Here is a 13550-nt window from a genome sequence, read left to right as displayed (position 1 = left end):
CCAAATCACATCAGACGACATGATCGGGCCCGGCGTACGGATCGAAGGTCGGGATCGATCGTGTCGGCGTTGCACCAACACGACGCTCCCCACGACCGCGGAAACCACCACAATGATGATCACTCGGTTCAGGACGTCGTTCGTCAGGCGGTGAGAACCACACAGGCGCGTCGGTCGCGGTCGATTGTTGTAGCGACGTTGACGAGCGATACACGAGCCCGAGGTATCCGAACTGCTTGTAGCGACTGACCCTTTGTGAATTCCGTAGCGCGAGTTCCCCGAGGCTTATTCAGGATGATCATGAAGCAAGGCGCTTCCCCAGGCCAGCGTCTCAACGCAGCAGTCTGTTGAGCGTCCCTGAATAAGCCTCCCCATCTCGGAAGAGCCGTGACCAATCAGGCGGGTGCGGCATCGATCGATCAGTCGACGGCGTCCCTCGATAGACAGCGGGGCGTTCGCGTGCGTCATCTACCCGCGGACGCACCTTCGATGGCGGTCATCTGGGCCGACACTTCCCAGAGTCGTTCGGCGTTGGCCGGGTCGACGGCGTAGTGGCGTACGCCACCGTCGTCCATCGAGCCGTCTGGACTGGCGAGCGGCGCGATGTCACAGTTCTCGCAGTAGGCCCCACCATGGTTGGCGAGGTCCGGTGACGTCGCCGCCCAGAGGCCGGTCGCCGCGCCCTGGCTGGGCGTCTTGAGTCCGGGCGCGATGACGTTGCCCTCTGCGTCGGTCCATCCCAGCGCGACCCCTTCTTCCGGCGTGATGTCGCGCTGGAGCTCGGTGAAGATGCTCCCAGGGTGCAGGGAGAACGCGCGGATGCCCTTGTCCTTCGCGATCGCGTCGAGGTGGACGGCGAACAGCGCGTTGGCGGTCTTCGACTGCCCATAGGCGAGCCACTTGTCGTAGCCGCGCTCGAAGGCCATGTCGTCCCACCTGATGTCGGAGAGGTGGTGTCCCGCAGAGGAGTACGACACCACTCGCGCTCCGTCCGCATTCGCAAGTAGCGGGAGCAGCAGGTTCACGAGGACGAAGTGGCCGAGGTGGTTGATCGCGAACTGGCTCTCCCAACCCGGTCCGACGCGCCGCACGGGAGAAGCCATCACCCCGGCTGCAGTGATCAGCACGTCGAGCCGCGACTCGGACGCGCCCAACTGCTCGGCGGCCGCGCGTACGCTCGCGAGGTCCGCCAGGTCCATGTGCATCACCCGGATTCCGCAGTTCGTGGGCAGATGTGAGGGCTGAATTCGGGGGTTGACCTGCAGGACCGCTGGTGTGGGAGCGGGGTGGGCGTGTGTCCATGCCCGCCGCGGTGCCTGTTGGCGCTGTTTGGGCTGGTTAGGCGGGGTCGAGGGTGGTGATCCGGGGTGGTGGGGTGACCCCGCAGGCCCGAAGAATGCCGGCCTGGGTGGTGGTGAGCTCGGTGGTCTGCACGACGGTGCCGGCCGGGCCGGTGAGGGTGATCGTGTGCAGCCGGCCCAGCTCGCGGGAGATGGTGCGCCAGGTGCGGCCGGTGCGGCGTTCGGCGACCCGGATCAGCAGCAGCGCCAGCCAGCAGAGCAGGACGTGGGCGCGGATGCGGAGTTCGAGGCGGTGGAACACCGGCCGCAGCTCGATGGTGGATTTCAAGTCGCGGAACCCGCGCTCGGCCTCCAGCAGGTTCTTGTAGCCCAGGGCGACGTCCTCGGCCGAGAGGTCCGGGTCGGAGGTGGACAGCAGGTACTTCCCGTCCAGCTTCGCTTCGGCGGCGATCTTGGTCCGGTCCAGTTGCAGCCGCCCGGACGGTGTCTGGCGCAGCCACCGGCCCAGGGCCGGGTGTTCACGCAGCGCGCATTCGGCCTTGACGTGCGCGGCCTCCTCACGTTCGGCGGCCCGGGCGGCGTGCCGCCACGCGGCCTTGCTGGTTGTGGTGGCGGCGCGGCGGGTGCGGGCGGCCTCGCGGGCTCGGGTGCGGGCGGACGCGATGCGGTCGAGCTCGGCGGAGATCCTGGCGATCGCGGCTTCGCGGGCGGCCTGGTCGCGTTCGGCCTCGTCGGGGTTGTGGCAGATGATCCACCGGACGCCGGGGGTGGAGTCGATCCGGACTTCCTTGACGCGCAGGTTGTCCCGAACCTGCTGGTAGCGGCCCTGGCGGGACAGTGCCTGGGCGGCGTGCGGGCTGCCGTCGCGCATCCGTTCGCCGGCGATGTAGTGCCCGCCCGCGCGCTGAAGGTAGGCCAGGTTGTCCCGGGAGGAGAACCCGCGGTCGACCACGGTGACCACGCGGCCCAGTCGCCACCCCCGTAGGTCGTCCTTGACCTGCGGCAGGATCGCCTGGTCGTTGGTGTTGCCGGGCCAGCACCAGCACCGGACCGGGATGCCTTCCCGGGTGACGGCCAGCCCGATGACGATCTGCGGCAGGTCCCGGCGGTGGTCCTTGGAGTGCCCGTAGCGCCGGAACCCGCCCGGGCCGCCTGGGCTTGCCACTGCGTCTGATCCGTCGACGCTGCTGTCGGTGCTGCTGTCGGTGCCCTCGGCGGGGTCGGGGTCCTCGGTGTCGCGCTCGAAGTAGGTGCTGGTCGTGTCGAAGAACAGCAGGTCGACCTCGAGGTTGAGCAGGTCCGCGACCGCGAAGAACACCGCCTCCTGCACCTTCGCGTCGGTGTCGGCCTCGATCAGCAGGTCCATCGCCCGATACGCCTGATCCTCGCTGAGCGCGTCCAGGCCGGGGATCGCCACGTCGTGGCCGACCCACTCGGCCGCGGCCAGCTTCGAGGACGGGTCGATCGCCCGGTTCGCCACCAGCGCGAACAGCACCCGCTCGACATCGGTGGTGAACCGGCGCCCACCCAGCACCTTGCGCAGGGCGGCCTCGACGTCCAGGGCCTTCCACAGCCCGTTCAGCAACCACGCCGCCCCGGCCGGGCGGGAGGCGATCAACCGCAGCCCCTCGGCCGCGGTACCGGCGCCCGCGGACTCAGCGGCGTCCGTGCCGGCGTCGGTGCCGGGTTCGCCCAGGTAGCGGTTGATCGAGCGGACCAGCCGGCGCAGCCCGTCGGGGTCCAGGCGGTCCTCCCGGCCGAGGTTGAGCAGCACGTTCGCCTTCGTGGTGGCACCGACGCGTTGGTTGTGGGCCAGGGCCAGGTAGCGCACGACCGAGCCGTCCTTGTTCCGCCGCTCGGTCGTCCGCAGATACATGACCGCAGCCGATCACACTCCGGGCAGCTCACACAAGCCTCAACCCGCCAAAACGTGTGCCCACGTTTTCGAGCACTCTCACGCAGGCGCAGCACGCTGACCAGGCCTTACTCCCCGCGGACCCCGCTCATGTGCCCATCAACTGCGGAACGCGGGCATCACAGTGACGTTGCTGAGGTGTCCAAGTCGTTCGTGGGCGAGCTCGGGACGCCGCGCGGGCACTAGCACGCGCGCACCCGCCTTCACTAGGGCACGGGTTGTTTCCAGACCCAGGCCCGAGTATCCGCCCGTGACCATCGCCGTCGCGCCCCCCAGATCGACACCCGCCATCACGTCATCGGTCGTGGACGTGGCGGTGAATCCGGAGTCGAGAGGTGCCTGCACATTCGCTGTCATGCCGCCAACGTAGGAGTTAGAGTTCCCTCTAGGTCAAGGGCGAAAGAGGGTCGCATGAGTGAATCGGGACAGGCCCAGGAGATGTTCACGATCGGTGAGGTCGCTGAACGGACAGGGCTTAGTGTGCACGCGTTGCGGTACTACGAGCGTGAGAACCTGCTCGTCAGCCCCGTACGACGGACAGCCGGCGGCCGACGAACATATACTGCCGCCGATATCGAGTGGCTCCGATACGGCGTCAAGCTCCGCGAATCAGGCATGCCCCTCACGGACCTCGCCCAACTCGCCGCGCTGGTCCGACAGGGGCCAGGCAACGAGAACGAACGCCTACGGATCCTCGACGCGCACCTGCATCGCATCGAGGGCCAGATTGAGGCTCTCGAGCAATCCCGCGCCCTGATCCAGTGGAAGGTCGGCTTCTACGGCGACCACCTACGGGCCGGCTCCGCGACCGGGCTATGGGACCCCACACAGGGTGACCGGACAACGCCATCCAACGTCGGCAACGTCATGGCCAGCAACACCTAGAGGCTTATTCAGGCCCCGTGAAATAACGATCTAGCCCGGCGTGTCGGGTTGGGCGACAGCCCGTCCATCGCGAATATTGGTTTGCCGAATCAATCCGAGATGAACGGGCTGCCGCAGTATGTACTATACCACTGGTTTCCGGCGTGATGAAATTCAGGATCTTGTCGCTATAGTGTATGAGCAGGATCAGCGGGACGCGACGGAGGCACGTTTGTCTTGGCCGCCGGTTCTGGGGTTGTTCTGGTCGGTGGTGATCACGTTGGCGTATCTGCGCGGGAATCGTGTGCAGTGGGAGTTGGCGGAAACCTATGGGGTGTCGCAGCCGACGGTTAGTCGAGCGATCACGGGGGTGACACCGTTGCTGGCACAGGCGCTGCGGAGTGTCGTTCCGACGGCAGAGGAGCTTCGTGCCGATCGGCAGTACATCATCGATGGAACCTTGCTGCCCTGCTGGTCATGGGCCGCGGTGCCGGGTCTGTGGTCGGGCAAGCATCGCACCACCGGCGTCGTCGTCCAGGTCGCAGCCACCCTGGAAGGGCAGCTGTCGTGGATCTCCGACCCGACCCCAGGCTCCCGACACGACCTATATTGCCTCGACCAATCCGGCGCCCTCGACCACCTCGCCACATACCCCCCGATCGGCGATAAAGGATACATCGGGCGCGGCATGCTCACCCCGTTCAAAAAACCACCCGGCCGGGAACTTCTCGACTGGCAAAAAACATTCAACAAGAGCCTCAACCACACACGCGCCACCATCGAACGAGTCATCGCCCATATCAAAACGTGGAAAGTTCTCCACACAGACTACCGGCGGCCCTACGCCACATTTAAAACGACAATCTCGGCAGTCACCGGACTCATCTTCTACACACTTACCTGACGGAGCCTGAATAAGCCTCCTAGATTCGTCGCGGCTGGACCCACGCCCGGGGTTCTGCCTCGCCGCGTCGCGAATGGGATGAAAGCGGTCGCCCCGGCCGCCGCGAGCCGGCGAGCAGGACCCGTTCGCACGACCCATGGCTCCACGTCGCAGGCTCGAGGATCCGAGCGTTTCCGCTGTTCGGACCTGGAGCCGGAGGTCGGGATCGAACCGACGACCTACCGCTTACAAGGCGGTTGCTCTACCACTGAGCTACACCGGCGAGGGACCACAGCCTAACGCCCCGGCACCGTCACGACCCTCCCGCCCGCCCCCGCCGACGCCGGGTGTGGGGCCGGGCAGGGCGCCGTCGGCCCGCCCCTAGCCTGGTGCGGACAGCACCGACGGAGGGAGTGACCCGTGGCCGAGGGAACGCCGCCGGCCGACCGGTTCGCGCGGCGGTTGCGCGGCGCGCTGCGGCGTGACGCGAGACGGCTGCTCACCCCGGGTCCGTCGACGGTGCCGATGCTCATGCTCGGCCCGCAGGTCCCCGACGACGCCCGCGTGCAGGAGGTCCTGGACCTCTGCATGCGGATCGGTGAGATCGCGCTGTCCTCCGGCGAGTCGGTCGACGAGGTCACGGCGACCATGCTGCGGCTGGCCAACCTGGCGGGTCTGCCCGCCGTCGACGTGGACATCACGTTCACCTCGATCACCATGTGCTGCCACCGGGGCAACGCCGCGCAGCCGGTGACGACGATGCGGCTGGTCCGCTACCGGACGCTCGACCTCTCCCGGCTGGCCGAGACCGAGGAGATCATCCGCGAGGTCGAGGCGGGGCGGCTCGACGTGCGGGCGGCGTCGTCGAAGGTGTCGGAGGTGGTGCGGCATCCGCACCCGTACCCGCGCTGGGTGGCGACGTTCGGCTGGGCCGCGCTGGCCGCGTCGATCGCCCTGCTGCTCGGCGGCGGCCCGCTGACCGCGACGACGGCGTTCGTCACCACCGCGATCATCGACCGGATCGGACGGGTGCTGGCGCGGCGCGGGGTCGCGGCGTTCTTCCAGCAGGTGGTCGGCGGGTTCCTCGTCACCGCCTCGACGGTGGCCCTGGTGCAGCTGGAGGTGTTCCCGCCGGGCACCCGGGCGTCCTACGTCGTCGCGGCCGGCATCACGGTGCTGCTGTCCGGGCTGAGTGTGGTCTCGACCGTGCAGGACGCGCTGACCGGTTACTACCTGACCGCGGCCGCGCGCATGGTGGAGATCTCGTTGCTGTCGGCGGGGCTGCTGACCGGCGTCGTGCTGGGGCTGCAGCTGGGGCTCGCGATGGGCACCCAGATCGAGGTGTCCGGGGACCTGCCGTCCGGTCCCGGCCAGTTCGGGCTGTCGCTGGTCTCCGGTGCGCTGGCGGCGGCGTTCTACGCGCTCGCCGGGTACGCGCCACTGCGGTCGTTGCCGATCGCGGGCGCGGTCGGCGCGTCGAGCTGGCTCGTCTACGGCCTGCTCACGCAGAACGCCGGGCTCGGGCAGGTGCCGGCGACCGGGGCCGCTGCGCTCGTCGTCGGCCTGGCGGCGGGCCTGCTGCGCCGGGGCACCCAGACCCCGCCGATGGTCGTCACCCTCGCCGGGGTCACACCGCTGCTGCCCGGTCTGGCCGCCTACCGCGGCTTCTACCAGCTGGCGATCGAGGGGCCGTCCGAGGGACTGGTGACGATCACGATCGCGCTGGCCGTCGGGCTGGCGCTGGCCGCGGGCGTCGCCCTGGGGCAGTTCGTGGCCAGCCCGCGCCGCCGCCCGGAGGACCGGCCCGGCGGGGCCGAGAACTCACCCACCGGCGGAGCGGCCGTCGGCTCCCCGGTGTCGGACGGCACGGCCGACGGCGCCGATCCGAAGTAGGGTCGGCGCGAGGGTCGAGCGTCGAGGAGGGCGTGTGTCCACAGGGGAACCGGTGTCGGCGGCGGATCTGGTGGTGGTGGCCAACAGGCTCCCCGTGGACCTGGAGCGGCACCCGGACGGCAGCACCACCTGGCGACGCAGCCCGGGCGGCCTGGTCACGGCGCTGGAGCCGACCCTGCGGGCCCGGGAGGGCGCCTGGGTCGGCTGGCCGGGCGGCGCCGACGCCGAGGTCGAGCCCTTCGCCGAGGACGGCCTGTCGCTGTTCCCGGTGACGCTCACCGCGAGCGAGGTCACCGACTACTACGAGGGCTTCTCCAACGGCACGCTGTGGCCGCTCTACCACGACGTCGTCGCGCCGCCGCAGTTCCACCGGCACTGGTGGCGCGCCTACACCGCGGTGAACCAGCGCTTCGCCGAGGAGGTCGCGAAGATCGCCGCGCACGGCGCGACGGTCTGGGTGCAGGACTACCAGCTGCAGCTCGTCCCGGGGAAGCTGCGCGAGCTGCGCCCGGACCTGCGGATCGGCTTCTTCCTGCACATCCCGTTCCCGCCGGTCGAGCTGTTCCGCCAGCTGCCGTGGCGGACCCGGATCATGGAGGGGCTGCTCGGCGCGGACCTGGTCGGCTTCCACACCGACGGCGGCGTCCGCAACTTCCACTGGCTCGCCCAGGAGCTCGCCGGGGCCGTCTCCGAGCGCGACCCCGAGGTGCTCCGCCACGGCGGCCGGCGTATCCGGCTCGGCGCCTTCCCGATCTCGATCGACTCGCACCGGCTCGACGAGCTGGCCCGCACCCCCGAGGTGGAGAAGCGCGCCGCGCAGATCCGCGAGGAGCTGGGCAGCCCGCGCAAGATCGTCCTGGGCGTCGACCGGCTCGACTACACCAAGGGCATCGACGTCCGGCTGCGCGCCTTCCACGAACTCCTGGAGGAGCAGCGGGTGACCGTGGACGACGCCGTCATGATCCAGCTGGCGACGCCGTCGCGCGAGCGGGTCGAGCACTACCAGCAGATGCGCGCCGACATCGAGCAGGCCGTCGGGCGGATCAACGGCGAGTTCGCCCGCGTCGGGCACCCGGCGGTGCACTACCTGCACCGGTCGCTGCCGCGCGAGGAGCTTGCCGCGTTCTTCCTCGCCGCCGACGTCATGCTCGTGACCCCGCTGCGCGACGGCATGAACCTCGTCGCCAAGGAGTACGTCGCCTGCCGCCCGGACGACGGCGGCTGTCTCGTGCTGTCCGAGTTCGCCGGCGCCGCGATCGAGCTGACCAGTGCCCTGCTGGTGAACCCGCACGACACCGACGGCGTCAAGGAGGCGCTGTACGCGGCGCTGACCATGAACGCCGAGGAGGGCAGGAAACGGATGCGCACCCTGCGCAGACAGGTCCTCGACCACGACGTCGACCGCTGGGCGACCTCGTTCCTGGAGGCGCTCGGGATCCGGGTGGAGCAGTGAGCCTCGACGACGCGCTGACCCGCCTCGCCCGGGTGCCGCGGCTGCTCGTCGCGCTCGACTTCGACGGCGTGCTGGCCCCGCTGGTCGACGACCCGTCGGCGTCCCGGCCGCTGCCGGCCGCCGCCGACGCCGTCCGTCGTCTCGCCGCGCTCGACGACACGACCGTGGTGATGCTGTCCGGGCGTGGCCGCGACGACCTCGCGGCCGTCTCCGGGTTCGGCCCGCCGGTCGGGCTGGTGGGCAGCCACGGCGCCGAGTACGACGACGAGCTCGGCGCGTTGCTCGGCCGCGGCGGCCTCCTCACCGCCGAGCAGGAGCAGCGGCGCGCGACGCTGCTCGACGGCCTGCGCGCCGTGGTCGACGGGACTCCCGGGGCGCGGCTGGAGACCAAGCCCGCGGGCGGTGCGGTGCACGTGCGCGGGATGGACCCGGCCGCCGGGACGGCCCTGCTGGAACGGGTCCGCGCCGACTGGGTCCGGGACGGGGTGGACGCCACCGCCGGCAAGGACGTGCTGGACCTGGCGGTCGTCGAGACGACGAAGGGGTCCGCGGTCGACGCGCTGCGGGCAGCGCTGGGCGTCGACGCGGTGCTGTTCGGCGGCGACGACGTCACCGACGAGACCGCGTTCCGGGTGCTGGGCGACGGCGACGTCGGGATCAAGGTCGGCGACGGCGACACCGCCGCCGGGTACCGGGTCGCCGACCCGCAGGAGATGGCCGCGGTCCTGCAACGCCTCGCCGCGCTGCGCACCGGGGCGTGACGGGGCCGGGTCAGTCGAGGTCGGCCAGCGCGGCCGGGGGCTCGCGGCACGGGTCGTCGGCGGCGGGCAGGTCGGAGGCGTTGCCCGCGATGCCGATGCCCTCGGTCGCGGCGAGCCCGCCCATCTGGGCGTACCAGCGCGGGGCGCGCTCGCGGGCGTGCCAGTAGCCCTTCGCGCTGATCCAGCCGCGCTCGCCGGGGACGGCGACGCCGTTGCCGTTGGCGTCGCCGAGGAAGCGCATGCCACCTCCGGGGGCGCGCTCGACGTGCAGCGGGGACGGCAGCAGCCCGACGAGCTGGGCGGACTCGTCGACGCTGAGCGAGCGGCTGGACTTGCCGAAGTAGTACCAGGACGCGGCGCAGACGCCGTAGACGCGCGGCGCGAACTGCGCGACGTTGACGTAGATCTCCAGGATCCGCCGCTTGGACATGACGATCTCCATCGTCTCGGCCGGCGGGATCTCCAGTGCCTTGCGGAGCGGTTCGAGCGGCGGGTAACGACCGGCCCACAGGAACAGGTTCTTCGAGGTCTGCTGGGTGATCGTCGACCCGGACGGGTCGTCGGTGCCGTCCAGGTACGCCTGGACGCGCGCCCACTGCATCCCGTAGTCGACGGCGAGCGTCCGCTCCGGGAACTGCTGGTCCTCCTGCCCCATCACCACGACCAGGAAGTTGCGCGACACGTGCTCGGCGTCGGTCCACTGCGCGACGGTCGGCCCGAAGTTCCACAGCCGGAACATCGTGTACGGCGGGTTGACCAGCGTGAACAGCAGTACCAGGAGGCTTATTCAGGCCCCGTGAAATAACGATCTAGCCCGGCGTGTCGGATTGGGCGACAGCCCGTCCATCGCGAATATTGGTTTGCCGAATCAATCCGAGATGAACGGGCTGCCGCAGTATGTACTATACCACTGGTTTCCGGCGTGATGAAATTCAGGATCTTGTCGCTATAGTGTATGAGCAGGATCAGCGGGACGCGACGGAGGCACGTTTGTCTTGGCCGCCGGTTCTGGGGTTGTTCTGGTCGGTGGTGATCACGTTGGCGTATCTGCGCGGGAATCGTGTGCAGTGGGAGTTGGCGGAAACCTATGGGGTGTCGCAGTCGACGGTTAGTCGAGCGATCACGGGGGTGACACCGTTGCTGGCACAGGCGCTGCGGAGTGTCGTTCCGACGGCAGAGGAGCTTCGTGCCGATCGGCAGTACATCATCGATGGAACCTTGCTGCCCTGCTGGTCATGGGCCGCGGTGCCGGGTCTGTGGTCGGGCAAGCATCGCACCACCGGCGTCGTCGTCCAGGTCGCAGCCACCCTGGAAGGGCAGCTGTCGTGGATCTCCGACCCGACCCCAGGATCCCGACACGACCTATATTGCCTCGACCAATCCGGCGCCCTCGACCACCTCGCCACATACCCCCCGATCGGCGATAAAGGATACATCGGGCGCGGCATGCTCACCCCGTTCAAAAAACCACCCGGCCGGGAACTTCTCGACTGGCAAAAAACATTCAACAAGAGCCTCAACCACACACGCGCCACCATCGAACGAGTCATCGCCCATATCAAAACGTGGAAAGTTCTCCACACAGACTACCGGCGGCCCTACGCCACATTTAAAACGACAATCTCGGCAGTCATCGGACTCATCTTCTACACACTTACCTGACGGAGCCTGAATAAGCCTCCAGGACCAGCGGGACGGTCTGGGCGACCAGCGCCCAGCGCAGCACCCTGCGCAGCCGGGCCCGGGTCGACGGCGGCGGGGTCCCCGGTGGCCGCTGCGGTCGCAGCCGGCGCAGCCGTTCCCGCAGCGCCGCGACCTGCGGCCCGATCGGGCGGCGCGAGGGGCGGCCGACCTCCGGCCGGGGTTCCGGGACCGCCGCTCCGCGTCGCGGGGGCGGGCCGCTCCGGCGGACGCCGCGGCGGGAGGGCAGGGGTCGCTGGGCGGGGTGGAGCACCTCCGGCGCCTGCGATGCCTCGTCCCGGCGCCGGTCGGCGTCCACGCGGTCGTCGGCCGGTGGGACCGGCCGTGGGGCGGCCGGGGGTAACGCCGGGCCGCGGCGGGGCGGGACGACGCGCGGTGCGGGCGGCGCGGAACGCCCGGTGGGCGGGGCCGGCGGCGCGGACGGCGACGCGGGACCCCGGCCGGCGACGCGCGGGGGTCCGCCCCGTCCCGGGCCGCGCTGGTCCGACGGGGCGGGCCGGGCGCCGCCCGGTCCCGGGGCTCGCGCGGGGTCCGGGCCGGCAGGGCGCGGCGGACCCGACGGCGGGCGCGGTGCGGCGGGCGGAGACGCCGGCGGCGGCACGGCGGAGCGTCCGTGCGGCGGGCCGCGGCGCGGGCGTCGGGGCGGGCCGGCGTCGTTCAACCCAGCCTCCCCCTCGCCCGGTCCGGCCACCCGGACGGGCGACCCGAACCCGACGATACCGACGGGCCGGGACGATCCGTCGCCGGTCGGGTCAGCGCGGCGGGCCGCAGGCCGGGTCGACGGCGTCGAGCACCTCGACCGGGTCACCGACGGTGATCTCCGCGCCCGGGTCGTCCGGGATCAGGTTGACCCCGAACCACACCTTGCCGTCGAACCGCCGGTGCCGGGCCAGGGTCGCCATCGGCTCGCGGCCCTTGGCCGCCGTCTCCGGGTCGACGGTGGTGAGCACGCAGCGGGCGCAGCCCTTCGCCACCCGGAACTCCGCGGCGCCGATCCGGATGCGCCGCCAGCCGTCCTCGGCCCACGCGGGTGCGCCCTCGACGACGGCGTTCGGCCGGAACCGGGTCATCGGCAGCGGCGCCTCCGCCGCGTGCCTGCCCTCGGCGACCAGTGCGTTCAGCGCGTCGAGCGAGGCGACGGAGGTGAGCAGCAGCGGGTAGCCGTCGGCGAAGGAGACGCGGTCGTCGTCATGGGAGAAGTCCGGGTCGGGACGGCGCCGGGCCGGGTCGTCGAGGTGGAGCAGCCGCACCGGGGAGCCGAGCAGGTCCGAGAACCAGGCGTCGGCCTCGGAGCCGGCCGGGACGCCCGCGGTGTCCCAGCGGTGCACGCGGGCTGGCAGCGGCTCGCCGTCGGGCACCGGGACGGTCAGCGGCGGCATCCCCGGCCCGGTCAGGCGGAGCCCGTCGGCGGCGGGGGTGGGTGCGACGAGCACGAGCCGGGGATGGGTGCGCGCGGTGACCACGGCGCCGTCGTCGCGGACGAGCATCCACCGCCGGTCCCCGGCGAGACCGGCCCGTTCGACGACGGCGCGCGCCACCTCGGCACCCCGGCAGGACTTCACCGGGTAGCGCCGCAGCCCGGACAGACTCACCATCCGGAGAAGAACTCCCCGGACTGACGCAGTTCCCGGGTGGTCGACCCGACGATCAGCTCGGTCGGGAGGGTGACGTACTCGGGGACGTGGCGGTCGCCGCGCTCGAGCAGCAGCCGCCCGGTCTCGAGGCCCTTCTCCCGGAACGGCTGGCGGACCGTGGTCAGGCCGAGGCGCTCGGCCTCGGGCACGCCGTCGAACCCGGCGACCGAGAGGTCCTCGGGGACCCGCACGCCGCGGTCGCGGGCCTCGCGCAGCGCGCCGAGGGCGAGGATGTCGGAGGTACACACCAGCGCGGTGATGCCGGGGTGCGACGCCAGGAGGGTGGCCGCACCGTCCGCGCCGGCGTCGAGGGAGTGCTCGAACCGCTCGATGACCGGGACGTCGGCCCAGTCGACACCGGCCTCGGTGAACGCCGCGCGCAGCCCGGCGAGGCGCTCGCGCTGCACGGCGTAGGAGCTCCCCTCCTGGCGTGCGATGTCGGCCGGGCCGTCGTGCCGGTGCGACGACAGGCGCATGCAGAGCACGCCGACGCGGCGGTGGCCGAGCTCGACGAGGTGCCGGCCGAGCGCGAGGGTGCCGGCGCGGTCGTCGACGCCGACCCGGTCCACGCCGGTGATCCCGGTGGGCTGGTCGCAGACCACCGTCGGCACCGGGCGCTGCAGGACGGCCCGGAAGTGCGGGTCGTCCTCGCTGACCGAGTAGACGACGAACCCGTCGACCCCGGCCTGGTAGACCGCGTCGACGTCGGAGTGCTCCGGGCTGACCGGGATCAGCAGCAGCCCGGTGCCCGCCTTCTCGCAGGCCAGGGCGAGCCCCTCCAGGAAGCCGGTGGCGCCCGGGTCGCGGAAGGCGTAGCTGAGCGCCTCGGTGAGCAGCAGGCCGACCGCACCGGCACGCCGGGTGCGCAGTGAGCGGGCGACCGGGTCCGGGCCCGGGTAGCCGAGCCGGCGGGCCGCCTCCAGGACGCGCTCGCGCAGCGGCGCGGACAGCTGGTCGGGCCGGTTGTAGGCGTTCGACACGGTCGTCCGCGAGACCCCGAGCTCGGCGGCCAGCGACGCCAGCGTCGCCGGGCGCCGCGGGTGCTGGGGTCCGGTCATTCCCCGAACGGTAGCGGCGCGGTCACGCACGTGAAAGTCGGCCCCGACCGGCCGCGACGGGATCACACGGCGGGCGCGGGCCCGGCG

At 71.0% G+C, this 13550-nt stretch carries 13 protein-coding genes and 1 tRNA gene; 6 read left to right on the top strand and 8 right to left on the bottom strand.

The genetic code is table 11. From position 1 onward, the window contains the following. Window positions 1–464: 464 nt before the first annotated feature. The 3 genes from KPL59_RS20050 to KPL59_RS20040 form a co-directional block, all read right to left on the bottom strand. Window positions 465–1214 (bottom strand): SDR family NAD(P)-dependent oxidoreductase, encoded by a 750-nt coding sequence (locus KPL59_RS20050; RefSeq protein ID WP_226362114.1) that lies wholly within the window; start codon window positions 1212–1214, stop codon window positions 465–467. Window positions 1215–1338: 124 nt separating this feature from the next. Continuing rightward, a complete protein-coding gene (locus KPL59_RS20045; RefSeq protein WP_226359530.1) occupies window positions 1339–3177 on the bottom strand; it encodes an IS1634 family transposase in 1839 nt (612 codons plus the stop codon). 138 nt (window positions 3178–3315) lie between these two features. Next, window positions 3316–3573 (bottom strand): SDR family NAD(P)-dependent oxidoreductase, encoded by a 258-nt coding sequence (locus KPL59_RS20040; RefSeq protein ID WP_374111645.1) that lies wholly within the window; start codon window positions 3571–3573, stop codon window positions 3316–3318. Window positions 3574–3627: 54 nt separating this feature from the next. On the opposite strand from KPL59_RS20040, the gene KPL59_RS20035 reads away from it, so the two are divergent. Together KPL59_RS20035 and KPL59_RS20030 are read left to right on the top strand one after the other, a co-directional pair. Beyond that, complete coding sequence (locus KPL59_RS20035; RefSeq protein WP_226361659.1) at window positions 3628–4101, top strand: MerR family transcriptional regulator; 474 nt, start codon at window positions 3628–3630, stop codon at window positions 4099–4101. A 118-nt stretch (window positions 4102–4219) separates the two neighbouring features. Beyond that, a complete protein-coding gene (locus KPL59_RS20030; RefSeq protein WP_226361658.1) occupies window positions 4220–4984 on the top strand; it encodes a transposase in 765 nt (254 codons plus the stop codon). A gap of 187 nt (window positions 4985–5171) precedes the next feature. On the opposite strand, the gene KPL59_RS20025 is transcribed toward KPL59_RS20030, so the two are convergent. Beyond that, window positions 5172–5246: transfer RNA gene (locus KPL59_RS20025), tRNA-Thr, on the bottom strand. A 137-nt stretch (window positions 5247–5383) separates the two neighbouring features. Between KPL59_RS20025 and KPL59_RS20020 the strand changes: the two genes are divergently transcribed. The 3 genes from KPL59_RS20020 to otsB are packed head-to-tail and all read left to right on the top strand — an operon-like array spanning window position 5384 to window position 9070. Then, window positions 5384–6856: a threonine/serine exporter ThrE family protein gene (locus tag KPL59_RS20020; RefSeq protein ID WP_075309711.1), complete on the top strand. Its 1473-nt coding sequence runs from the start codon at window positions 5384–5386 to the stop codon at window positions 6854–6856. A gap of 34 nt (window positions 6857–6890) precedes the next feature. Continuing rightward, complete coding sequence (locus KPL59_RS20015) at window positions 6891–8309, top strand: trehalose-6-phosphate synthase (protein WP_226361657.1); 1419 nt, start codon at window positions 6891–6893, stop codon at window positions 8307–8309. Beyond that, a complete protein-coding gene (gene otsB / locus KPL59_RS20010; protein WP_020627144.1) occupies window positions 8306–9070 on the top strand; it encodes a trehalose-phosphatase in 765 nt (254 codons plus the stop codon). Before KPL59_RS20015 ends, otsB begins: the two co-directional genes overlap by 4 nt. A 10-nt stretch (window positions 9071–9080) precedes the next feature. On the opposite strand, the gene KPL59_RS20005 is transcribed toward otsB, so the two are convergent. Then, window positions 9081–9809 carry a transglycosylase domain-containing protein gene (locus KPL59_RS20005; protein ID WP_226361656.1) on the bottom strand — a complete coding sequence of 243 codons (729 nt, stop codon included), beginning with the start codon at window positions 9807–9809 and terminating at the stop codon, window positions 9081–9083. Between the two features lie 158 nt (window positions 9810–9967). Between KPL59_RS20005 and KPL59_RS20000 the strand changes: the two genes are divergently transcribed. Continuing rightward, window positions 9968–10732 (top strand): transposase, encoded by a 765-nt coding sequence (locus tag KPL59_RS20000; RefSeq protein ID WP_226359944.1) that lies wholly within the window; start codon window positions 9968–9970, stop codon window positions 10730–10732. Here the strand turns inward: KPL59_RS20000 and KPL59_RS19995 are convergent. From KPL59_RS19995 to KPL59_RS19985, 3 genes are all read right to left on the bottom strand, one after another. Further along, entirely contained in the window at window positions 10725–11069 is a 345-nt protein-coding gene (locus KPL59_RS19995; RefSeq protein ID WP_226361655.1) for a hypothetical protein, read from the bottom strand. The two genes, KPL59_RS20000 and KPL59_RS19995, sit on opposite strands and share 8 nt — an antisense overlap. 454 nt (window positions 11070–11523) lie before the next feature. Then, complete coding sequence (locus tag KPL59_RS19990) at window positions 11524–12366, bottom strand: MOSC domain-containing protein (RefSeq protein ID WP_226361654.1); 843 nt, start codon at window positions 12364–12366, stop codon at window positions 11524–11526. After that, entirely contained in the window at window positions 12360–13463 is a 1104-nt protein-coding gene (locus tag KPL59_RS19985; protein ID WP_020625965.1) for a LacI family DNA-binding transcriptional regulator, read from the bottom strand. Before KPL59_RS19985 ends, KPL59_RS19990 begins: the two co-directional genes overlap by 7 nt. Between the last annotated feature and the right edge of the window lie 87 nt (window positions 13464–13550).

Origin of the sequence: Pseudonocardia sp. ICBG1142 (genome assembly GCF_020496255.1) — a bacterium.
Classification (GTDB): domain Bacteria; phylum Actinomycetota; class Actinomycetes; order Mycobacteriales; family Pseudonocardiaceae; genus Pseudonocardia.
Note: the sequence above shows the minus strand (reverse complement) of the source record. Positions and strands in the feature narration are given on the sequence as shown.

Excerpts from the sequence above, each read along its gene's own strand:
- KPL59_RS20005 (WP_226361656.1), bottom strand. The coding sequence starts at position 9,809 with ATGTTCCGGCTGTGGAACTTCGGGCCGACCGTCGCGCAGTGGACCGAC.
- KPL59_RS20035 (WP_226361659.1), top strand. The coding sequence starts at position 3,628 with ATGAGTGAATCGGGACAGGCCCAGGAGATGTTCACGATCGGTGAGGTC.
- KPL59_RS20045 (WP_226359530.1), bottom strand. The coding sequence starts at position 3,177 with ATGTATCTGCGGACGACCGAGCGGCGGAACAAGGACGGCTCGGTCGTG.
- KPL59_RS20040 (WP_374111645.1), bottom strand. The coding sequence starts at position 3,573 with ATGACAGCGAATGTGCAGGCACCTCTCGACTCCGGATTCACCGCCACG.
- KPL59_RS20000 (WP_226359944.1), top strand. The coding sequence starts at position 9,968 with ATGTACTATACCACTGGTTTCCGGCGTGATGAAATTCAGGATCTTGTC.
- KPL59_RS20030 (WP_226361658.1), top strand. The coding sequence starts at position 4,220 with ATGTACTATACCACTGGTTTCCGGCGTGATGAAATTCAGGATCTTGTC.
- KPL59_RS19990 (WP_226361654.1), bottom strand. The coding sequence starts at position 12,366 with ATGGTGAGTCTGTCCGGGCTGCGGCGCTACCCGGTGAAGTCCTGCCGG.
- KPL59_RS19985 (WP_020625965.1), bottom strand. The coding sequence starts at position 13,463 with ATGACCGGACCCCAGCACCCGCGGCGCCCGGCGACGCTGGCGTCGCTG.